Origin of the sequence: Streptomyces regalis, assembly GCF_001509475.1 — a bacterium.
Taxonomy (GTDB): domain Bacteria; phylum Actinomycetota; class Actinomycetes; order Streptomycetales; family Streptomycetaceae; genus Streptomyces; species Streptomyces regalis.
The window spans coordinates 71,061-92,325 of record NZ_LLZG01000131.1 but is presented as its reverse complement, the minus strand read 5'-3'; the positions used below and the strand labels follow the sequence as shown (position 1 = coordinate 92,325).

Below are 21,265 nucleotides of genomic sequence, written 5' to 3'. Positions count from 1 at the left end.
GGTGAGTGAAGACGGCAATCTCCACTACGCCCGGAGGTCCATTCACGATCAACAACCGGTAGCAGGCGTGTCACCAACCTCCCGGCCGAGTACACCTAGCGCAGCGACTCTGACCTGCCGAAATCCGACCCTACTGAAATCCTTCATAACTTTCTGTGCTCGCTGGGAACTCTGCGTGACTGCCAGGCCGTTGTCGTGGCAGTTGGAGTGCGGCTGCTGGGGCCGCCGTACACGCAGGTGACACACGAGGGGCGCAGGGAGTGGAGTCCATGGGTGCGAGTCAGCTGGATGGCGGGGTGGCGCGTCGCCCGGTCGCCGATGGTCCCGCGGGGGTTCATCGGAGCGACGCGGGCGCGGTGGAGCGGCACGCGGTGGCCGCGGGTGGCCGTCGAGGCGTCAGATGGTGGAGCCGCCGGATTTCCCGCTCAGCGCCTCCAAGTCGCTCTTGCGTACCTGGATCACGAAGAGGGCGATGACGGCGGCCAGTACCGCCAGCGAGGCGGCGGCGATGAAGGCGTAGCCGATGCCGTGAGCGAGCACCGAGTCGCTCCACGGGGCGGGAAGGCTGTGCGTCTTGGCGAACTGGGCCTTCTGCTCGGCTGATCCCTCGGCGAGGAACTTCGGGATCTGCTTTCCGGCCTCGTCCTCGCTGGCGCTGCTGAAGATGGTGGTGAGGATCGACAGGCCGAGAGCGCCGCCGACTTGTTGTGTGGTGTTGAGCATGCCGGACGCGGCACCGGATTCACTGTCGGCGATGCCGGAGACGGCGGTGAGGGTGAGGGTGACGAAGTTGAGGCCCATGCCGAACCCGAAGAACAGCATCGGGCCGAGCAGGCCGCCGAGATACGAGCTGGAGGGGTCGATGAGGGTGAGCCAGCTCATTCCCACGGCGGTCAGGACGCAGCCGATGGCCATGAAGGGCTTGGGGCCGAAGCGGGGCAGCAGATTGGTGGCGAGGCCCGCGGCGACGACGATGGCGGCGGTGATGGGCAGGAAGGCGAGGCCCGCCTTGATCGGGCTGTACTGCAGCACGTTCTGCGCGAAGATCACGATGAAGAAGAACATGCCGAACATGGCGGCGGCGAGACTCAGCATCATCGCGTACGTGCCGGAGCGGTTGCGGTCGGCGAACAGCTTCAGGGGCGTGATCGGCTGGGCGGTGCGCCGCTCGATGGCGACGAAGGCAAGGAGCAGGGCCACGGCCACGCCGAAGGAGGTGACGGTGAGACCGTCGCTCCAGCCATTCTCGGCGGCGCGGATGAAGCCGTAGACGAGTGCGGCCATACCGATCGTCGAGGAGAGCGCGCCGGCCAGGTCGAACCGCCCGGGGTGACGCTCGGACTCCTTGATGTAGCGCGGGGCGAGCAGGGCGATGAGTACCCCGATGGGGACGTTGACGAAGAGCACCCAGCGCCAGTCGAGCCAGTCGGTGAGCAGGCCGCCGGCTATGAGGCCGACGGCGCCGCCGCCCGCGGAGACGGAGGCGAAGACGCCGAAAGCGCGGTTGCGTTCGGGCCCTTCTGGAAACGTGGTGGCGATCAGGGCGAGGGAGGTGGGGGAGGCGATGGCGCCGCCGACGCCCTGCAGGGCGCGCGCCGCGAGCAACTGCCATGGTTCCTGGGCGAATCCACCGAGGAGGGAGGCGAGAGTGAAGAGGCCGATGCCGACGATGAACATGCGGCGGCGGCCCAGAAGATCACCGGCGCGGCCGCCCAGGAGCAGCATGCCGCCGAAGGTGAGCGCGTAGGCGTTGATCACCCACGTGAGGTCGTTGGTGGAGAAGTCGAGAGCGGTCTGGATGTGGGGCAGGGCGATGTTCACGATGGTGGCATCGAGTACCACCATCAGCTGGCACGCGGCGATCACCGCGAGGGCGATACCGGGGCGGGTGGAACGTGTCTCGGTGTGGGGCTCGGCCGGTGCGGCCGGTTTGATCTGGGTCTGATCGTGCGTCACAGGTGGTCCCCCAGAGGAAAGTTAGGGAACGGTGGCGTTCCCTATGGAAACGTTAGCGACCCGTCGCGTGTGAACACAAGCGTTCTCTAAGGGGATTGGGTCAGGCGGCGGCAATGCCGCGCCGTGCGGTGTTCACTGCGGTGTTCACCAGCGACTCGGTGAACTGTTCCGCCGCGGCCGCGGTGTGGTGGTCCATGGCCTCGCCCGCCGCGTGCTCGGCCGCGTACCTCGCATCTCCCAGTGCGTTGCGGACGCGGGCGGCGATGCGGTCCACATCGCCTCGCTCGGCCGGAGGCAGCGGAGCGCCGGAACGCACTCGGGTCGCCGTCGCCGTGCCCAGCAGTCGGGCGGAGCGGATGTGCCGGCCCGTGAGGGAGTGGGCGCCCGCGAGGCCCTCAAGGGCCAGTGCGACGGCGCGTGGGTCCTCCGTCGCCAAGGCCGAGTCCAGGCCTGATTGGTGCAGGGTGAGGGCGGCCTCGGCGTCGTTGCGCAACTCGGCGGCGAAGCCGAGCTCGGCCAGGACGAGGGCCAGGCCGTTGCTGGCGTTCCGCTCACGGTTCCACTCCAGCCAGGGCCGCAGATGCGCATCGGCGGCTTCGAGGTCGCCCTCGCGGCGGGCGCCGAGTGCCAGGCCCAGTTCGGCCATCTGTTGCGCCGGCAGGTTGCCCTGCTCGATCGCGAGCTGCAGGGCGCGCTGATGGAACTCCCTGGCCTCGTCGAAGCGCTCGGTGAGCAGCGCGATCCGGCCGAGGCCCGAGAGCTGACGCGACTCCTCCGACCACATCTCCAGGGACTGGGCCATGCGCAGGCCTTCGCGGTGCAGTTGCGCCGCCAGTTCGTAGTCGGCGTTGACCTCGGCGTGCGTGCCGAGTGCCTCGGCGGTTTTCAACTGGCCCAAGACATCGCCGAGTTCGACGAACTGGGCGCGCGCCTCGAGGGCGTTCTCCCGCAGCGTCGCCAGATCGCCGCGCACCATGGCGAGAGCCGCCCGGCTGCTGAGCGCGGCGGCCACGCCCCAGGCGTCGCGCAGGGCGCGGAAGTCGGCGAGCGCGCGGTTCACCCGTGCCTCGCAGGCGGACAGTGCGCCGGTGTCTCACAGCGTGAACTCGAGGAACCACGCGGCGCGGGCGCACTCCAGGTCCGGTCCGGCGCGCTTCCACGATTCCGGTGCAGCCCACGGCTCGTGCTGATGCTGCGCTGCTCGGATCCGAACGCCGAATCCGAGCAGCCGAACCCGGGCCGACGAATGCCGGCGCTGAGATCGGCTCCCTGACCCGGGGGACCCTCCCGATCGTCGGCGCGCCGCCGGGGGCGGCCGCGAATCTCCTTCAGCGGCGGCCCCCGTCCTCGGCGGCCTTGGTGATGTGCGTTGTGGCCCGGGTATGGATGGTGAAGGGCCGCCGTTGCCTGGCATTCTGGTCGATGGAACGGTCGCGTCGAGTACGACCACGAGTTGGCAGGTGACGCGCCCCACCGACGTCGCTGACTGGTGCCCCCCCCCGCATCCCCGGAACCCACCGCTCCCCCTCTCCGTTGGAGACGCTCAGATGGATACCTCGCGCTGGACGGCCGCCCCCGCTCGGACGGCCTCCCTCCGCCGGCGCGGCGCCGTGCTCGAACGCGCGATCCTCGATGCCGCTCTGGAACAGCTCAGTACGGTCGGCTGGAACGGCCTCACCATGGAGGGCGTCGCCGCCGGCGCCCAGACCGGCAAGGCCGCCGTGTATCGCCGCTGGCCGTCCAAGGAGGACCTGGTCGCCGACGCGCTGCGTGCCGGACTGCCGCGCTTCGAGTCGGCTCCCGACCTGGGGAGCGTCCGTGCGGATCTGCTCGAGTTGTGCCGACAGGCGCGCGAGGCGATGTTCTCGCGCCCCGGTTTCGCCCTGCGATCGGTGATTCACGAATGCGACAGCCTCCAGGCCGAACGTTTCCATGGAGTGATCTTCGAAGGCGTCGTGGAGCCGACCATCAGGCTGCTCCGTGAGGTCATCACCCGTGGGATCGAGCGAGGAGAGGTGCGGTCCGACGCGGCGAACGGCTACGTCTTCGACGCCATTCCGGCGATGATGATGTACCGATCAAAGATGTGCGCGAGCGAATGGAACGACCGGGATCTGGAAGAGATGATCGACCAGTTGATGCTTCCCCTGCTCCGTCCGACAGAGCTCTGAGGCATCGCTTCGCCGGCCTGGAGGTTGCTTCGGTGAACCAGGGTGTCGAAGCGGGTTCCGGTCGGCGTAGGCTAAGGGCGCCATGCCGTACGAACCGCCTACTCACACCGTCGAGCGCTCCCTTCGAGCCACGACCGGAGCGAAGATCATTGCCGGTGTCGACGAGGTGGGGCGCGGTGCCTGGGCCGGCCCCGTCACCGTCTGCGCGGCGGTCACCGGACTGCGCCGGCCCCCCACAGGTCTCACCGACTCCAAGCTGCTCACCGTCAAACGACGCACCGAGCTCGCCGAGGTGCTGCGGACGTGGGTGACGTCGTACGCCCTCGGACACGCCTCTCCGGAGGAGATCGACGACCTGGGGATGACGGCCGCGCTGCGGCTCGCTGCGGTGCGCGCCCTGGAGGCCCTGCCGGTCCGTCCTGACGCCGTGATCCTCGACGGGAAGCACGACTATCTCGGGATTCCCTGGAAGGTCCGTACGGTGATCAAGGGCGACCGGTCGTGCGTGGCCGTCGCGGCGGCCTCGGTGATCGCCAAGGTTCAGCGCGACAAAATGATGGCCGAACTGGGTATCGACCATGCAGACTTCGGTTTTGCGGACAACGCCGGGTACCCGTCGCCCGTGCACAAGGCCGCACTGGCGGAGCGGGGACCCACCCCGTACCACCGTTTGTCGTGGGCGTATCTTGATGCGCTGCCCCAGTGGCGGCACCTCAAGAAGGTCCGCACCTGGGTGGAAGGAAGCGTTCCGGAGATCGAGGGGCAGCTCGGCTTCGACTTCTGACGATTCCGCTCGCACTTGCGTGCCACCCGCCCGCGCGATCCGCACCAGCGTTTGATAGACATCAGCTCATGCCTCTCATTCCCGAGGAGCCTCAGATTCACGAGAGTGCCCAGGGTCCCCGCGCCACTCCGGCCAGCGGCCGCACCGCGCCGACCCCCCGCCCCGTACCCGGTCCCCGCCCCGCGGCTCCGTCGCGTCCCGGCCGACCCGGGCCCCCGCGGCCCGCGCCGCCGGTGCAACGTGCGCCACGCGACGTGGCCGCGGGCAAGCCCGGACCGTCCGGCCCGGCTGCCCCTGCCGCCGCCACCAAGGCTGCGGCGACCCCGCAGATCCAGCTGATCCCGGCCTCGCCCGAGGGAGCGCTCGACGCTGCCGAGGAAGCCGTCGACCTGCTCCTGGAGTCGGGCCGTGCCCCCGGCGACGTGCTGGTGATCACCACGGGTGAACAGCACCCGTGGGCCGCCCACGAGCTGTCCTTCGGTGAAGGCTCCTACTGGGCGCAGCACGACGCGGGTGACGACGTCTTCTACGCCGATGCCTCCGTTGCGGGCCGTGCCGCGGCGCGTCCCGTGGTCGTGGTCGCCGTCAACGGCGGCCCCGACACCGCTGCCGCCACCGTCCTGCCGCAGGCCCTCGGCCAGGCAGGTGCCCTGCTGATCGTCTGCGGCGACCCGCAGCGGATCAACTCGGTGCTGGGCGCGGGCGTCTGAGCCGGTACCGGCTCGTCCGGGGGAACTCCGCAGGACACCGGGGGACAGGGCGCCGCTGAGGCGGCGTCTGCACGGCGGAGCTTTCGGCGTGCGCGAACGCGGGGAGCACTCGCCGCGCGGCCTGGACGATGGTGAGCTGCTTCATACCCAGACCCATCCCCGTCCCGGTCCCCGTCGGCGGTGGCTCGGCGGTGCTCGGGGTGGGCTTGGGCGTCGTGGACTTGGTCGTCGTACTCGGGGTCGTCGTGCTCGGGCCGTCATGTCCCGCGCGCAGTACGGCGTCGCGTGCGCAGTACGGCGCGACCGTCCCGTCGGCCGGGAGCTCCTGACGGTGTCCTCAGCGAGCGGCCGCGCGCCGCAGGACCTCCGAGGCCGCGCCGCCGGTGCGTGGCAGCGGGAGCGGTGACTCGGACGTGGCGAAGGGCTCCGGCGACGAGTCGGCGTTGGGCCGGCGGCCGCCGCGACCCTCGCCGAGGACCTGCCAGCCGTCCCGGGTCAGCGTGATGTACGCCCCGCAGCGCAGGCCGTGCAGGGTGCAGGCGTCACGCAGGCCCCACATCCACGCGCCGTCCTCCTCCGTCCAACGGGCGTCGCCCTCGCGGCAGTAGAGCAGCACCGCGGTGCGTACCGGTGTGCGGCGCCGCAGGTCGTGCGGGATGACGCGGCGCAACTGGGCGAGCAGCGCGTTGCGGAACATCCAGCCGTCGGCCGGAGCCGGGCGGCGCGTGAACGAGGCGCTCGCCCGCAGCCGCTCGTCCGCGTCGAGCACGGCGACGATCGCGGTCGCCGGCCCGGGGCGGTGCCGTGAGTGCAGACCGCTGACGACCTCGCGGGGGTTGCGCAGCAGCGGGATTCCCGCGGCAGCCCACTCTGCGGGTTCGAGCATGCGGGCCAGGGGGTTGGCGGATGCGGCGGACAGGTCGGCTGACGTCGACATGGATGCCGCGGAGGACGGAGCGAATCCGAAGGTCACGGTCCTCCCTTCGGCTACGCGCCCACACTGCGGGCGAGGTCGGATTCGGGGGAGCGCACACCGCAGCAGAGCCCTACCGGATCACGGACGAGCCGTGCGGGGAGCGGACTTCAATTCTTCCTGTCGAACCTGGATGCGGCAACGAGCAATTGGGGCCACCGACCGATATCTGGCGGTGCGCGGGTTATATCCCTACCCAGTACGTCACGGTGCGACGCATGGGACGACCGTGCACAACCAGGTTGCACGGCCACGCCCCATCAACCCTGCATGGCCAGGACGAGCGGCATCACCCCCTGTGCACCGGCGCGTTGGAGCATGCGGGCCGCGACGGCCAGGGTCCAGCCGGTCTCGGTGAAGTCGTCCACCAGCAGCACCGGGCCCGGGGTCTCGGCGAGAGCCGATGCCAGGGCGGGCGGCACGGTCAGTGCGCCGTCGAGTGCCTTGAGACGCTGGGCGCTGTTGCTCCGCGAGGCCTGGGGTGCCTCCCCGTTGTACTGCAGGGAACCCAGTAGCGGGAGTCTGCCGACCTCTGCGATGCGTGCGCCCAGTGAGTTGATCAGTTGCGGACGCGTGCGTGAGGCGACCGTGACGACGCCGACCGGGCGGGGTGGGGCGTCCTGGGTTCCGGAGGCCCAACCGCCCGGCCCCTTGGCCCAGTCGACCAGTACACCCACGACCGCCTTGGCCACGTCGTCGGGCACGGGCCCGTCCGGGGCGTGGGGTGCGAGCATCGGCCGCAGCCGGTTGCCCCAGCCGATGTCCGACAGCCGCCCCAGAGCCCGCCCCGGTGCAGCCTGTTCACCGGCCGGGATACGTCCCTTGAGGTCGATGCCGATCGCCGGCAGGCCGGTCGGCCACATGCGGCGCGGCTCGACCTCGACTCCCGCCCGGCCGAGGTCGACGCGCGCGGCGTCCAACGCGACCGTGGACGTGTCGGCAGTGAAGCGCGCCCCCGCGCAGTTGTCGCAGCGACCGCAGGGCTTGGCCCCCTCGTCGTCGAGCTGACGCTGCAGGAACTCCATCCGGCAGCCCGTCGTCGAGGCGTACTCGCGCATCGCCTGCTGCTCGGCCTTGCGCTGTCGGGCGACCCACTCGTACCGCTCGGCCTCGTACGTCCATGGCTGTCCGGTCGCGATCCAGCCGCCCTTGACCCGCAGGACCGCCCCGTCCACGTCGAGGACCTTGAGCATGGTCTCCAGGCGCGAGCGGCGAAGCTCCACCAAGGGCTCCAGGGCGGGCAGCGACAGTGGCCTGTCCGCCCGCCCGAGGACGTCGAGAGTGCGGCGCACCAGGTCCTCCGAGGGGAAGGCGAGCGAGGCGAAGTACTGCCAGATCGCCTCGTCCTCCCGACCTGGAAGGAGGAGCACCTCGGCGTGCTCGACACCGCGGCCGGCGCGACCGACCTGCTGGTAGTAGGCGATGGGCGAGGAGGGCGAGCCCAGGTGCACCACGAAACCGAGGTCGGGCTTGTCGAAGCCCATGCCGAGCGCGGAGGTGGCGACCAGTGCCTTGACCTTGTTGCCGAGCAGGTCGTCCTCGGCCTGCTGCCGGTCGGCGTTCTCCGTCTTGCCGGTGTAGGAGGCGACCGTGTGACCGCGATGCCGCAGGAAGGCCGTGACCTCCTCGGCGGCGGCCACCGTGAGCGTGTAGATGATCCCCGAGCCCGGTAGTTCATCGAGGTGGTCGGCGAGCCACGCCATCCGGTGCGCGGCGTCCGGCAGTCGCAGCACACTCAGGCTCAGGCTGTCCCGGTCGAGCGGACCGCGCAGCACCAGGGCGTCCGAGGTGGCCCCGGTACCGAGTTGTTCGGCGACATCGGCGGTCACACGCGCGTTGGCGGTGGCGGTCGTCGCGAGTACGGGCACTCCGGGCGGGAGATCGGAGAGCATGGTGCGCAGCCGCCGGTAGTCCGGCCGGAAGTCGTGGCCCCAGTCCGAGATGCAGTGCGCCTCGTCCACCACGAGAAGGCCGGTCGCCGCGGCCAGCTCGGGCAGAACCTGATCGCGGAAGTCCGGGTTGTTGAGGCGCTCCGGAGAGACCAGCAGCACATCGACGTCACCCGCGGCGATCTCGCCCTGAATGGTGTCCCATTCCTCGGTGTTGGAGGAGTTGATGGTCCGCGCGTGGATCCCGGCGCGAGCCGCGGCGTCGACCTGGTTGCGCATCAGCGCGAGCAACGGGGACACGATCACTGTCGGTCCGCTGCCCCGGGCCCGCAGCAGCGAGGTGGCCACGAAGTAGACCGCGGACTTGCCCCAACCCGTGCGCTGTACGACCAGGGCCCGGCGTCTGTCGGCGACCAGTGCCTCGATCGCCCGCCACTGGTCCTCCCGCAGCCGGGCCGCGCCGGTGGCGTCCCCGACGAGGCGGGCGAGGACCGCGTCGGCGGCCGCCCGGAGATCCGCGTTGCTCGTGTGCTCCATGCGTCCCATACAACAGGACGGCACTGACAGAGGGGACCGGGCCCGGCCCCCGCGGTGGTGCGGCCGACCCCTGCCGGCGTCGCGTTGTCGTGTCCCTGTTCGGAGTTATCCACAGGGCAAAGCGGAGCCTCATGATCCGCGAGATCGTCTGCGCATGACGAATCACAGCGAAGCGACTGGATCCCCCGAAAACGACGGCTCCGCGGGCAGCGAGCAACACCTCGCCCCACGCGCAACCGACCCGAACGAGGGGGTGCAACAGGCGGACCAACCCGACTGCACCGCGTACGAAGGGCACCTGCCCGAGCACCAGGTCACCCTGCGCACCCCCGCCGAACTGGCCGACGCGTTGCCGTATCTCCTCGGGTACCGCCCCGAGGACAGCATCGTGCTCGTCGCCCTGCACGACAGTGGTGGCCGCGGCCGGTTCGGTGGCCGGGCACGGCTCGGCATTCCCGCGAGTACGGACGACTGGGACTCCGCGGCCGGGCAGCTGGCCCACGGACTGGTGAGGGGCAGCGAGCGCAGGGGAGCCCGAGCCGAGCAGATGGTCGCCTTCCTCTGCCAGGAACCGGACAAGGGCGAGACGGGCCGACAGGTCATGGAACGGCTGCGACCACTGGCCCAGAAGATGCGTCTCGTCTGCGGCAGCCTGGACGTCCCGGTGATCGAGGCCCTGTGCATCTCCGCCGGCCGATTTTGGTCGTACTGCTGCGACAAGGGGGAGTGCTGTCCGCCCGAGGGCCGGCCGATGGGCCTGCCCGGTACATCCGTGTTGGCGGCCGCGGCCACGTACGCCGGACTTCAGGTGCGCGGCACGCTGCGCGAGTTGCAGGCCAGGCTGTTGCCCTGGGAGACCGCCGCAGCCCTGGAGCAGGAGATCGCCCTGGACACCGTCGGCATGGCGCTCGTGCCCAGGATCCTCGACGACGCGACACGCGCGGGCGTGGCGGAGGAGACGTTGGAGCTCGCCGAGCGGCTCCTGAACCGGTTCGCCGTGGCCCCGCCCGCGTCAGGAACGCTCACCGCGGATCTCCGCGACGACGAACTGCTCGGACACGACGAAGCCGCGAGGCTCATTCTGGGCCTGCAGGACCGCTCGACCCGCGACCGCGCGGCCGAGTGGATGGAGGGCGACGAGGCCGCTCCCGCCCTCCGGCTCTGGCGAGCGCTGGCCCGCCGCTGTGTCGGACCGTACCGCGAGCACGCCGCGCCGCCCCTCACCCTCGCCGGCTGGGTCGCCTGGTCCACCGGCGACGATCTGGAGGCCCGAGAAGCCCTTGCCATGGCACTCGGCGCCGACACCGACTACCTCTTCGCGCGCCTCCTGCACCAGGCCTGCAACGAGGGTCTGGACCCCGAATCGATCCGGCGGTGCCTGCGCACGGAACGCGTGGGCCGCGAGCGGACGGAGGCCGGGCGGCTCGCCAGGCCGGAGGACGCCGAGGAGCCGGTACGGGGCACGGCGGTGGAGTCCAAGCCGACGCCTGACGCGGGTGATCGCCGCCGGTCTCGGCACGTTGCGGGTTCGGCCGGCGGCCTCCTGGGCTCCGCTCCGGACGCCGGGCGGGAGCGGGCTGAGAGCGTCTCGCGCCGGCGTACCCGGACGGGGACGCATCCCGGTGCCCCGCGGCCGGACGGCACGGCTGCCCATCGCTCGAAGCGCACGGCTGCGCGCACGCCGAAGAGCACGGTCCCGCGCACCTCGAAGAAGGGAACTGCGCGTCGGAGCAGGCCCCGTCCGGACGGTGTGCGTCCTGGAAACACCGGCGCAGAGGGGGACGCGTGAGCCAACACAGGCAGAGCACTGACCGATGCCCTCGAGATGACGGCAGCCGTGGCGCGAGGCGCGGGCGCCAACCAGGCAGCGGCGTCCGTGAGCCGGGTCCTCACTGCCCAGGACGGCAGCGACCTCGTGGGCGCCTCGGCGTCCCGGAGGACCTCCGCCTGCCTGGCGACCTCGGTGAACACGGTGACCCTTCAGCGCGGTCACCCCAGCACGGGCGTGACCCCGACGAGTCCCTCCCCGTTCACCTGAGTGGCGGAACGCCTGGACTGGCAGTGCCGCCGTACCGCCCCTGTCACCCCGGGTCCCCCAGCCGGCGCCGCACACGCCCGAGGCGCAACGAGTGCAGAGGAAGCCGCCCCATGCCACAGCCGCCCCCCGCCTCTCCGGCCGCCGACGATCGCTCGACAGCCGGTGGGCCGGTGCCGTCCCCCAGGCTGGATACGGAGCTGTCTCCAGTCGGAGCCGGCGCGGGGCGGCACGCGTCCCGGTTTCCGAGTGACGCCACCGGCAGTTCCCCGCAGGCCGGCGACGGCTGGTCCCCGTCGGCCTTGGCAGGCCAGGTCGGCCGCCCTTACCGGTTGGAAGGGCGGGCCGGGCTCCCCGTTCAGCCGACGAGACCGACAAGGCAGAGCCCCCCGCCCTCGTTGCCCGCGAGTGCGGGCCCGACGACGCCGCCACCCATCGACCACGCACGACGCTCCTACCCGTCTCAAGACACCCCGTCGGTTCAGCCCTCGACCGCTCGCCGGTCGGCCGACCTGCCCCCCACACACGACGCCATGATCTGCGTCGCCCTTCCGGGCCTTGCCATCTCCACGGACCAAGGGCAGTTGACGGGCCGCGGGCTTGAGGGCTTCTACCGCGCGGGCCGGCGCGTGCTCTCGCGCTGCCAGATCCGTGTGGCCGGACGCGAACCGCTCCCGATCCAAGCCCGGATGACGGCGGCCGACTGCGTCCGCTTCGTGGGCACGCTGCGCACCTCCCCGCAGGCGGGCCCGGACCCGGACGTCGTCGTCGTGCGCACCCGTCACGCGGACGGCACCGAGCGGATCACGCTGCACAGTGCGGCCGTTCGCCCGTTGCGTGTGCCGGTCGAGGTCGCGCTGGGTACGGACCTGGCCGACCTCGGTGCGATCGCCTGCGGCAGGTCGGGCCCGGAACTGCCCGCCACGGTCCACGATTCCGGCCTGCGCTGGTCGTCCGCCCACGGGAACTCGACAGTGACGGCCGACCCGTCGCCTGTCGACGCGCTGGCCTCCGCGGGGCTGCTGCGCTGGGAGTTCGCACTGCCCCCGGGCGGCAGCGCGAGCATCGAACTGCGGGTGCGTCCGGACGGGGCGGGACCCGTGCGGGCCGTGGGACGAGCGGCGACGAGCCCGCTGGCTCCCGCGCGGGCAGCCGGTGACGACCCCAGCGTGGAGGCCTTGCTGCGGACGAGCATCGAGGACCTCCAGGCCCTCCTGCTGCGGGACCCCGAACATCCCGCCGACACGCACCTGGCCGCCGGGGTGCCCTGGCGCTGCGGCCTCGCCCCGGCCGAGGCCCTCGCCGCGGCCCGGATGACCCTGCCCCTGGGCACCCGGCTCGCCGTGGGCACGCTGCGCACCCTCGCCCGCACCCAACTCCGCGGCCAGGGACCGCAGTCCGGCATGATCCCCGGGCCGATACGGGACGCGGGCCCCCATCTGCCACCGGGCTGCACAGGCTCGGAGGCCACGCTGCTCTTCCCCGCGCTGCTCGCGGAAGCCCGACGCTGGGGGCTGCCCGAACCCGAGACCGAGGAACTCCTCCCGGCGGCCGAGCGGTGTCTGACCTGGCTGCGGACCACTGCGGGCGACCGTATGTACCTGAGCGACCCGCACCCCGGCGGACCCGTCCGCTGCGAGACCCAGGCCCATGCCCATCGTGCGGCCCTGCTCGGCGCCGATCTCCTCGACGCCTGCGGCAGACCGGGCGGCGGCGAACTGCGGCAGTGGGCCCGGGCGCTGCGGACGACGTTCCGTGCGGACTTCTGGCTCGACGACGTGGGCGGCGGTCGGCCCGCAGCGGCCCGAGCCCCGGACGGACGGCACGTGCCGCATCTGGGCGCCGCCGCCGTCCATCTCCTCGACACGGGCCTGCTGGGCGGGGGAGAACAGGCCCCCGGTCTGCTCGACAAGGTGCAGACCGAACAACTCGCCCGGCTGCTCGGCGGGCCGGCCATGGACTCGGGGTGGGGCCTTCGCGGGCTGAGCGCGAAGGAGGCGGGACACAACCCCTTCGGTCACCGCAGTGGCGCGGTGAGGGTCCACGAGACGGCGCTCGCCGTCGCCGGCCTGACCGCGGCCGACTACGAGAAGGAGGCGAGTGCGCTGCTGCGGGGCCTGCTGGGTGCGGCAGAGGCGTTCGGCCACCGGCTGCCCGAGATGTACGCGGGGGAGCGGCGCACCGACAAAAGCGCTCCCCTCCCGCATCCGGCGGCCTGCCGCCCCGCGGCCACGGCAGCGGCAGCCGGGGTGCTGCTGTTGACCACGATCGCGGGCATCCGCCCGGACGCTCCCGCAAGGACGGTCACACTGCGGCCCATGCGCAGCGCACCGCTGGGCGAGATCGTCCTGACGGGCCTCCGGGTCGCCGGAGCCCCCTTCTCCGTACGCGTCAGCCGACTGGGCCTCGCCATGGTCGAGGAGGCGGCCGACGGCCTGCAATTGAGAGCGTGACCTCGTACGACGCCCCTCGGCCACGACAGGTGAGCCGGGTGGTGAGGCTCATATCGAGCCGAAATGGATCAACCCCCGATGGGGTCGGCGAAGGGAGTGTTTATCGTCAAGCAGACGACTATGATCGCCGCATGCCCTACGACCCGTCAGCCTTTCCGCCCTTTGCCGTCACCGTGGACCTGGTCGTGCTGACCGTGCGCCGCCACGCCCTGTGCGCGCTGGCGGTGCGCAGGGGCGAACCGCCGTTCCAGGGGCGCTGGGCGCTGCCCGGCGGGTTCGTAAGGGCCGACGAGGACCTGGCGCAGGCCGCCGCGCGTGAGCTGGCCGAGGAGACCGGGCTGCGCGCTCACGACCCTTCCGTTCCCGTGCAGGACAACGGCGCACACCTGGAGCAGCTCGCGACATACGGCGACCCCAAGCGCGACCCCCGGATGCGCGTGGTCAGCGTCGCTCACCTCGCGCTGGCCCCCGATCTGCCCGCACCCCGCGCGGGAGGCGATGCCAGCAACGCGCGCTGGGCACCGGTCGACGAGTTGCTGCAACAGGGCGGTTACGGCCGTGACGGCGAACCCGTCGCGCCGCTCGCCTTCGATCACGCGCAGATCCTGGCCGACGGGGTGGAGCGCGCCCGCTCCAAGATCGAGTACTCGTCGCTGGCCACGGCGTTCTGCCCCACCGAGTTCACCGTCGGCGAGCTGCGCCGTGTCTATGAGGCGGTGTGGGGCGTGGCGCTCGACCCCCGCAACTTCCACCGCAAGGTGACGGGCACACCGGGCTTCCTCGTCCCCACCGGAGGCACCACCACACGTCAGGGCGGCCGCCCCGCCCAGCTCTTCCGGGCCGGTGGAGCCACGCTGCTCAACCCCCCGATGCTGCGCCCGGAAGTCTGACGCGAGCGTCCGGCCGGGATGGCGTGCCGGGATGCCGAGCCGGACCGGACGACAGCGACCGCGCTCAGGGGCGAGGGGCGAACAGGGGTCCGAGCGGGCCGATCTGTGCCGGGAGCGGGCCGTGCGCTGCCCGAAAAAACGGACATAGCGCGCTATCTTGCTGCAAGTGATCCAGGCCATCGGACTGACCAGCGACCCTCGCAAGGAGCTTCCTCCCGCCGTCGACGACGTTTCCTTCGAGGCGCGCGCGGGACGTGTCACCGCGCTGCTCGGAGCGCCGGGAGCAGGCAAGACGACGGCCCTCAGACTCATGCTCGAACTCCAACAGGGCCGTGGGATCACCTACTTCAGAGGCCGTCCCCTGCACCGCATCGCCCATCCCTCGCGCGAGGTCGGCGTGCTCCTCGGCGACGTTCCCGGGCACCCGGCCCGCACCGTCCGCGGCCATCTGCGCATGCTGTGCGCCGCCGCGGGGGTTCCGGCACGGCGCGCCGACGAGGTCCTCGAGGTGGTCGGCCTCGTCAGCCTGCGCGACGAACGCCTGGACACCCTCTCGCGCGGCATGGACCGCCGCCTCGGTCTGGCCTGTGTGCTGCTGCCCGACCCGCACACACTCGTGCTCGACGATCCCGCGGGCGGGCTCTCGGCCCGGGAGTGCCGTTGGCTGTACGGCATGCTGCGCGCGCACGCGACCCAGGGCGGCACGGTCCTGCTGACCACGGCCGATCCCAAGACGGCCGCGCGCACCGCCGACCGGATCGTCGCCCTGGAGCGGGGCAGACTCGTCGCCGACCTGGAGGCCGCCGACTTCGCCCGCACCCGGCTGCGCCCCCGGGTCGCCGTCCGCACTCCGCACGCCTCCCGCCTCGCCGCCCTGCTCACCAAGGAGGCACGCACGGCCCAGCGCTCCGTCGAGGTCGTACGCGAGGGCGGCAACCGCCTCTCGGTGTACGGCAGTACATGTGCCGATGTCGGCGAGATCGCGTTCCGCCACGGCATCCTTGTGCACCAACTCGCGGACGAGATCGGGGACATGGGGCCCGGCGCGGAGCAGGACCTCACGGTGGACCTGCGAGCCGACCAAGCGCGGCAGACCTCGGACGAGGGGTCGGCCCCGGCCGACGAACGCGCGGCGGCCCCCGAGGCTCCGCTGACGCCGGACGGAGAGCCGGTCACGGCAGCTGGGCAGGAGGCCTCCGCTGAGGCTCCACAGGCGCCCCTGAGCGAGCCGCGACCCGCCGACGCACTCGCTGACGGTCGGCCTTCGTCCGAGGCCGCCGGTCCGCGCGCGGCAACCTCCGCTGTCGATGCCCTTCCCGATCTCCCGCCCCCCATTTCCGTCCGCCCCGCCCCCAGCCCCCTCCGCCCCCTCCGCTACGAACTCCGTCGCGCCGCCGGCGTCGGCACGGGGTTCCTCACCGGCGCCGCCGTGCTGGTGGTGTCCGCCCTCACCGCCGTACTGCTGGCCCGTATCGGACACACTCCACAGCCGCGCCTGCTGGTCGCGTGGCCGCAGGAACTCCCGCTGCCGCCCGCGGCGCTCGGTGCCGGGCTGCTCGGCGCGATCGCGTTCGGCGACGAATTCCGCCACCCCGCCCTGGCCGCGGATCGCGGCACCGTCCCCCGCCGGCTGGGGCTGCTCGCCGCGAAGCTCCTCGTCGGCTCCGCCACCGCGCTGATGCTGGCCTTCCTCACCGTGGGCTGCAACGCCGAAGTGCTCTATCTCGTCTACGGACCGGAGCTCGCGGAAGTTCCCGCCGACTGGCTTTCGCTGAGCGCGAGTTGGATCGGGCTCGTGGTCGGCTGTGCCTGGGCCGGCGTGCTGGCCGCGGGCCTCTTCCGGTCGACCACGGCCGGGCTCGCGGCGGTGGTCTCCGTACCCGTCGTCGTCGTACCTCTCGTACAAAGGGTGCTGGAGGGGCCGTCTGTGCGGACGGCGGCCGGTTTTCCCCTGCGGCTGCGTGAGGTGCTCCTGTCCCAGTGGCCGTTCGGGGGAGAGCGCTATCTGGCCGCCGTCGCGCGCGTGATCGCCCAACCCGTCGGCGGCGCACTGACGTTGTCGCTGACCGCGCTGCTCTGCGCCTATCTGCTCACGACCCTGCGGAGCAGGGTCCGATGACGGCCATCCATGAGCTTCCCGGTCCCGTCCTGTGCACAACTCCCCGGGGAGAGCCCATTTCTTTCCGATAAGGCGTCAATTGCGACGGGGTGAGCGATCACCCTTTCGTGTGCTTTTCACCAAAGACCTCAAGGGAGTTGGGGACGGCGCCGACAAAGGATCCGTGAGTACCCTTGCGCACACCATGATGACCGCCGCCCGCGCCACCGACTCCGGTCTCGTCGGCCCGGGCGAACTCGACCGCTACCCCTACGCCGAGGCCCCCGTCGCCGACCGCGTCGGAGCCACTGCCTGGGACGGCGCGGACCCGGAGCTGGGCCGTGTCGGCCGGCGCGCCGCGGGCAGCCGCGGACGCGGGCTGCACGGCCAACTCGTCCAACAGCTCGGCCAGATGATCGTCTCCGGCGACCTGGGTGCCGACCGTCCGCTCGTGCCCGAGGAGATCGGCCAGCGCTTCGAGGTCTCCCGCACCGTCGTCCGCGAGTCGCTCCGTGTCCTGGAGGCCAAGGGCCTGGTCAGCGCCCGCCCGAACGTCGGCACGCGCGTGCGCCCCGTCAGCGACTGGAACCTCCTCGACCCGGACATCATCGAGTGGCGGGCCTTCGGGCCGCAGCGCGACGATCAACGCCGGGAGCTGAGCGAGCTGCGCTGGACGATCGAGCCGCTCGCCGCCCGCCTCGCCGCCGGGCACGGGCGCGACGACGTCCAGCAGCGGCTCGCCGACATGGTCGAGATCATGAGTCACGCGATGGGACAGGGCGACGTCCTCACCTTCTCCCGCGCCGACACCGAGTTCCACACGTTGCTCATCCAGGTCGCGGGCAACCGCATGCTGGAGCACCTGTCGGGGATTGTCTCGGCCGCCCTCCAGGTCTCCGGCGGCCCCGTCACGGGCTGTGACCGGCCGAACGAGACGTCGCTGGCGCAGCACAGCAGGATCGTCGACGCCCTCGCCGCGGGCGACGGCGCGGCCGCCGAAACGGCCATGCGCCACCTGCTCACCGTCCACCCCGAGGTGGAGCGCGTGGTGCCCGCACCCCGCGAGCACTGACCGCGCACCCGGGTCGCGCGGCTGAGGATGCCTCCCCCTCCTGTGGCATCTCTCGGTCCGCGCGCCCACTCCCGTCGGACCCGCAGGATCCAGCACGGATCCTGCGGGTCCGACGGTGCGATGAGGCGGCCGAATCGCCGTAGGATGCGTGATCCAGGCCGTGGGCGACCTCTTAAGTCATCATCTGCCCGCTTTTGATCGGTTACGGGATGTGACTCGGGCCACGCAGATTGGGCGTAACGCTCGGGGAAACAGCGCGATGACCTAAGAGGTGACAGCCGAGGAGGGAATACGGACGCCGCTCAAGGCGCTGTGCATCTTCCCGGCCCCCGCCCGCACCGTCGGCCCAATCCCCAGGTCGGTGGTCGGCTCCTGTCCGCAGTGGACGGGGCCGGAAGCCGTTTTCCAACGTTCCGAGAGGTTGTTCGTGTCGGCCAGCACATCCCGTACGCTCCCGCCGGAGATCGCCGAGTCCGTCTCTGTCATGGCTCTGATCGAGCGGGGAAAGGCTGAGGGGCAGATCGCCGGCGACGATGTGCGTCGGGCCTTCGAAGCCGACCAGATTCCGGCCACTCAGTGGAAGAACGTACTGCGCAGCCTCAACCAGATCCTCGAGGAAGAGGGTGTGACGCTGATGGTCAGTGCCGCGGAGCCCAAGCGCACCCGAAAGAGCGTCGCAGCGAAGAGTCCGGCCAAGCGCACCGCCACCAAGACGGTCGCGGCGAAGACGGTGACCGCCAAGAAGGCCACCGCCACCGCCACGCCGGCGGCGCCCGCCGCCGACTCCGCCGTCGAGGACGAGGCCCCCGCGAAGAAGGCCGCTGCCAAGAAGGCGACCGCCAAGAAGGCGGCCGCGAAGAAGACCGTCGCCAAGAAGACGGCGGCCAAGAAGACCACCGCCAAGAAGGACGACGCAGAGCTCGTCGAGGACGAGGTTCTCGAGGACGCCCCCGGCAAGGGCGGCGACGAGCCGGAGGGTGCCGAGAGCGCCGGTTTCGTACTCTCCGACGAGGACGAGGACGACGCGCCCGCCCAGCAGGTCGCCGCGGCCGGCGCTACCGCCGACCCGGTCAAGGACTACCTCAAGCAGATCGGCAAGGTCCCGCTGCTCAACGCCGAGCAGGAGGTCGAGCTCGCCAAGCGCATCGAGGCCGGTCTGTTCGCCGAGGACAAACTGGCCAACGCCGACAAGCTCGCCCCCAAGCTCAAGCGCGAGCTGGAGATCATCGCCGAGGACGGCCGCCGCGCCAAGAACCACCTCCTGGAGGCCAACCTCCGTCTGGTGGTCTCCCTGGCCAAGCGCTACACCGGCCGCGGCATGCTCTTCCTGGACCTCATCCAGGAAGGCAACCTAGGTCTGATCCGCGCGGTGGAGAAGTTCGACTACACCAAGGGCTACAAGTTCTCCACGTACGCCACCTGGTGGATCCGTCAGGCGATCACCCGCGCCATGGCCGACCAGGCCCGCACCATCCGTATCCCGGTGCACATGGTCGAGGTCATCAACAAGCTCGCGCGCGTGCAGCGCCAGATGCTCCAGGACCTGGGCCGCGAGCCCACCCCGGAGGAGCTGGCCAAGGAGCTCGACATGACCCCGGAGAAGGTCATCGAGGTCCAGAAGTACGGCCGCGAGCCCATCTCGCTGCACACCCCGCTGGGCGAGGACGGCGACAGCGAGTTCGGTGACCTCATCGAGGACTCCGAGGCAGTCGTCCCGGCCGACGCGGTCAGCTTCACACTCCTGCAGGAGCAGCTGCACTCCGTCCTCGACACCCTGTCCGAGCGCGAGGCGGGCGTCGTCTCCATGCGCTTCGGTCTCACCGACGGTCAGCCGAAGACCCTCGACGAGATCGGCAAGGTGTACGGCGTCACGCGCGAGCGCATCCGCCAGATCGAGTCCAAGACGATGTCGAAGCTGCGCCACCCGTCGCGGTCCCAGGTGCTGCGCGACTACCTCGACTAGTCGCCCCCGTACGACACAGAAGGCCCGGTCTCCCGAAGGGGAACCGGGCCTTCGTGCTGTCGCGCGGGTGCGGGGTGCGGCGGGCTGGATCACTCTGGGTTTCCCATGACCACCCGAGAGTGAGGAGCGTCATGCGTCGTCCCTTTACCCGGGCGCTGGCCCGGCCGCTTGCTCTGGCGGCAGTGGCAGCCGCCGCACCGCTGGTGTCCGCCGCCCCCGTGGCTGCCGACAGTGTCGTCGTCGGCGGGTTTCCGGTCGATGTGTCCCAGAGTCCGTGGACCGTGGCGCTGTCCAGCCGTGACCGGTTCGGGGGTACGCGGGCGGGTCAGTTCTGCGTCGGTGTGGCGGTCGGCCGGTCCACCGTGCTCACCGCGGCCCACTGCATGAGCGAGGAGGTCCTGGGCTCGTCGCCGGACGCGGTGCGCGACCTCAGTGTCATCGCCGGCCGTACGGATCTGTTGTCGAACCGGGGCCAGGAAATCCGTGTCCGCGGCACCTGGGTGAACCCGGCTTACGACGGTGTGACCAACGCGGGGGACTTCGCCGTGGTCACTCTCGCCCAGCCGCTTCCCGCGAGCTCGGTCATCAGGACGGCGCGCACTGGCGATCCCGCCTATGTACCGGGCACGGCGGCCCTGGTCTACGGGTGGGGGGACATCACGGGCACGGGTGACTACGCGCGCAGTCTGCGGGCAACGCGCGTGCATGTACTGCCCGACGCCCTGTGCAGGCGGGCGTATCCGGGCGGCGGGAGCGGAAGGTACCTGGCCGACAGCATGGTCTGCGCCGGAGAACCGGCGGGAGGCCGCGACGCCTGCCAGGGGGACAGCGGAGGGCCGCTGGTCGCTCAGGGCAAGCTGATCGGGCTTGTTTCCTGGGGGAGCGGCTGTGGTCGTGCGGGCACTCCTGGGGTCTACACGCGTGTGTCGGACATCGTGCGGAACCTGGGGTGGCGCGCCGCCGGGGCATCGACCGCCGAGCGGGCGGCTGACAGTGCCCTGAGGGCCCGCCGGAGATGAGCGCGGGCGGCCGCCCCTGCTGTGAGGGGCGGCCGCCCGTCAACCGGCCTGTGCCGGAGCTGGCTCGTCGTGGACGCGAGGTGTCAGCGCTCTTCTTCGGAGGCAGATGCAGGAGCGGACGTAAGCCGCTCCGTCTCGTCCTGTATCTCAGCGGCGATCTTCTTGAGTTCCGGCTCGAACTTGCGGCCGTGGTGGGCGCAAAAGAGCAGTTCTCCGCCGCTGAGCAGGACGACGCGCACGTACGCCTGGGCGCCGCAACGGTCGCAGCGGTCAGCGGCCGTCAGCTGGCTCGCGGGGGTCAGAACAGTAGTCACGTCGCCTCTTCTCTAGCTCGACGAGCTGTCGTACCAGGGTCAACATCCAACCAGCCTCAAAACGTTCCCGCTCGCGGCTTCTCCCAGAGAGAAATTTTTTCCGGGACGGCTGGCTGCTGCCGGTTTGGCGGCGAATGTGCCGTATTGCGCATCTGTCGTGCTTACGGTTTCGCGCTGTCGGTCAGGGGGTCGGTCCTCCCGGCTGGCTTGCCGGTTTGTTCATGAGGACGTGCCCGGAGCCTAAATGGTTCATGCCTGGAAGGGAACGTGATATGTACTTCACCCCATCGAGGGATCGAACACGCATGCGACTCTGGACTAGTCTGTGTTCCACACGAGGGTGGCGTTACAACGGCTCTACCAGGCCTCGGTACCCTCTTGACGGCGACCGAAGCCACGCC

The 21,265-nt window shown here is 71.1% G+C and carries 16 protein-coding genes; 11 read left to right on the top strand and 5 right to left on the bottom strand.

The features are described 5' to 3' along the window. Positions 1–396: 396 nt before the first annotated feature. Both ADL12_RS18910 and ADL12_RS18905 read right to left on the bottom strand, forming a co-directional pair. On the bottom strand, positions 397–1,935 hold the full coding sequence (locus ADL12_RS18910; RefSeq protein ID WP_062703844.1) for an MFS transporter: 1,539 nt from the start codon (positions 1,933–1,935) through the stop codon (positions 397–399). A 121-nt stretch (positions 1,936–2,056) separates the two neighbouring features. Beyond that, positions 2,057–3,016: a hypothetical protein gene (locus tag ADL12_RS18905; RefSeq protein ID WP_062703837.1), complete on the bottom strand. Its 960-nt coding sequence runs from the start codon at positions 3,014–3,016 to the stop codon at positions 2,057–2,059. A gap of 487 nt (positions 3,017–3,503) precedes the next feature. On the opposite strand from ADL12_RS18905, the gene ADL12_RS18900 reads away from it, so the two are divergent. From ADL12_RS18900 to ADL12_RS18890, 3 genes are all read left to right on the top strand, one after another. After that, on the top strand, positions 3,504–4,127 hold the full coding sequence (locus tag ADL12_RS18900) for a TetR/AcrR family transcriptional regulator (RefSeq protein ID WP_062703836.1): 624 nt from the start codon (positions 3,504–3,506) through the stop codon (positions 4,125–4,127). A gap of 82 nt (positions 4,128–4,209) precedes the next feature. After that, positions 4,210–4,911, top strand: a complete 702-nt coding sequence (locus ADL12_RS18895; protein WP_062703835.1) for a ribonuclease HII — start codon at positions 4,210–4,212, stop codon at positions 4,909–4,911. Positions 4,912–4,979: 68 nt separating this feature from the next. Continuing rightward, on the top strand, positions 4,980–5,621 hold the full coding sequence (locus ADL12_RS18890) for a hypothetical protein (protein WP_079052121.1): 642 nt from the start codon (positions 4,980–4,982) through the stop codon (positions 5,619–5,621). A 337-nt stretch (positions 5,622–5,958) separates the two neighbouring features. On the opposite strand, the gene ADL12_RS18880 is transcribed toward ADL12_RS18890, so the two are convergent. Continuing rightward, entirely contained in the window at positions 5,959–6,594 is a 636-nt protein-coding gene (locus ADL12_RS18880; protein WP_062703832.1) for a hypothetical protein, read from the bottom strand. A 260-nt stretch (positions 6,595–6,854) separates the two neighbouring features. Continuing rightward, a complete protein-coding gene (locus tag ADL12_RS18875; protein ID WP_062703831.1) occupies positions 6,855–9,020 on the bottom strand; it encodes a RecQ family ATP-dependent DNA helicase in 2,166 nt (721 codons plus the stop codon). A 154-nt stretch (positions 9,021–9,174) separates the two neighbouring features. Between ADL12_RS18875 and ADL12_RS18870 the strand changes: the two genes are divergently transcribed. From ADL12_RS18870 to ADL12_RS18835, 8 genes are all read left to right on the top strand, one after another. Further along, the gene (locus ADL12_RS18870; RefSeq protein ID WP_062703830.1) at positions 9,175–10,809 is read left to right on the top strand and encodes a DUF4192 domain-containing protein; all 1,635 of its coding nucleotides are present in this window, start codon (positions 9,175–9,177) and stop codon (positions 10,807–10,809) included. A gap of 36 nt (positions 10,810–10,845) precedes the next feature. Continuing rightward, positions 10,846–11,058, top strand: coding sequence for a hypothetical protein (locus tag ADL12_RS18865; RefSeq protein WP_159053194.1), 213 nt, complete (start codon positions 10,846–10,848; stop codon positions 11,056–11,058). Positions 11,059–11,588: 530 nt separating this feature from the next. After that, positions 11,589–13,508: a glycogen debranching N-terminal domain-containing protein gene (locus ADL12_RS18860; protein WP_062703828.1), complete on the top strand. Its 1,920-nt coding sequence runs from the start codon at positions 11,589–11,591 to the stop codon at positions 13,506–13,508. Between the two features lie 131 nt (positions 13,509–13,639). Then, entirely contained in the window at positions 13,640–14,398 is a 759-nt protein-coding gene (locus ADL12_RS18855; RefSeq protein ID WP_019755082.1) for an NUDIX hydrolase, read from the top strand. Between the two features lie 166 nt (positions 14,399–14,564). Continuing rightward, positions 14,565–16,517, top strand: a complete 1,953-nt coding sequence (locus ADL12_RS18850; protein ID WP_062703827.1) for an ABC transporter ATP-binding protein — start codon at positions 14,565–14,567, stop codon at positions 16,515–16,517. A gap of 163 nt (positions 16,518–16,680) precedes the next feature. Continuing rightward, entirely contained in the window at positions 16,681–17,568 is an 888-nt protein-coding gene (locus tag ADL12_RS18845; protein ID WP_062703826.1) for a FadR/GntR family transcriptional regulator, read from the top strand. A gap of 427 nt (positions 17,569–17,995) precedes the next feature. Continuing rightward, positions 17,996–19,531, top strand: a complete 1,536-nt coding sequence (locus tag ADL12_RS18840; protein WP_062703843.1) for an RNA polymerase sigma factor — start codon at positions 17,996–17,998, stop codon at positions 19,529–19,531. Positions 19,532–19,662: 131 nt separating this feature from the next. Next, positions 19,663–20,550 carry a serine protease gene (locus ADL12_RS18835; protein ID WP_062703825.1) on the top strand — a complete coding sequence of 296 codons (888 nt, stop codon included), beginning with the start codon at positions 19,663–19,665 and terminating at the stop codon, positions 20,548–20,550. Between the two features lie 83 nt (positions 20,551–20,633). On the opposite strand, the gene ADL12_RS18830 is transcribed toward ADL12_RS18835, so the two are convergent. Further along, on the bottom strand, positions 20,634–20,864 hold the full coding sequence (locus ADL12_RS18830) for a DUF7455 domain-containing protein (protein ID WP_062703824.1): 231 nt from the start codon (positions 20,862–20,864) through the stop codon (positions 20,634–20,636). Positions 20,865–21,265: the final 401 nt, after the last annotated feature.

Bases quoted from the DNA above. Each gene is read 5' to 3' on its own strand.
- ADL12_RS18890 (WP_079052121.1), top strand. From the start codon at position 4,980: ATGCCTCTCATTCCCGAGGAGCCTCAGATTCACGAGAGTGCCCAGGGT.
- ADL12_RS18875 (WP_062703831.1), bottom strand. From the start codon at position 9,020: ATGGAGCACACGAGCAACGCGGATCTCCGGGCGGCCGCCGACGCGGTC.
- ADL12_RS18835 (WP_062703825.1), top strand. From the start codon at position 19,663: ATGCGTCGTCCCTTTACCCGGGCGCTGGCCCGGCCGCTTGCTCTGGCG.
- ADL12_RS18855 (WP_019755082.1), top strand. From the start codon at position 13,640: ATGCCCTACGACCCGTCAGCCTTTCCGCCCTTTGCCGTCACCGTGGAC.
- ADL12_RS18895 (WP_062703835.1), top strand. From the start codon at position 4,210: ATGCCGTACGAACCGCCTACTCACACCGTCGAGCGCTCCCTTCGAGCC.
- ADL12_RS18860 (WP_062703828.1), top strand. From the start codon at position 11,589: ATGATCTGCGTCGCCCTTCCGGGCCTTGCCATCTCCACGGACCAAGGG.
- ADL12_RS18870 (WP_062703830.1), top strand. From the start codon at position 9,175: ATGACGAATCACAGCGAAGCGACTGGATCCCCCGAAAACGACGGCTCC.
- ADL12_RS18865 (WP_159053194.1), top strand. From the start codon at position 10,846: ATGACGGCAGCCGTGGCGCGAGGCGCGGGCGCCAACCAGGCAGCGGCG.
- ADL12_RS18900 (WP_062703836.1), top strand. From the start codon at position 3,504: ATGGATACCTCGCGCTGGACGGCCGCCCCCGCTCGGACGGCCTCCCTC.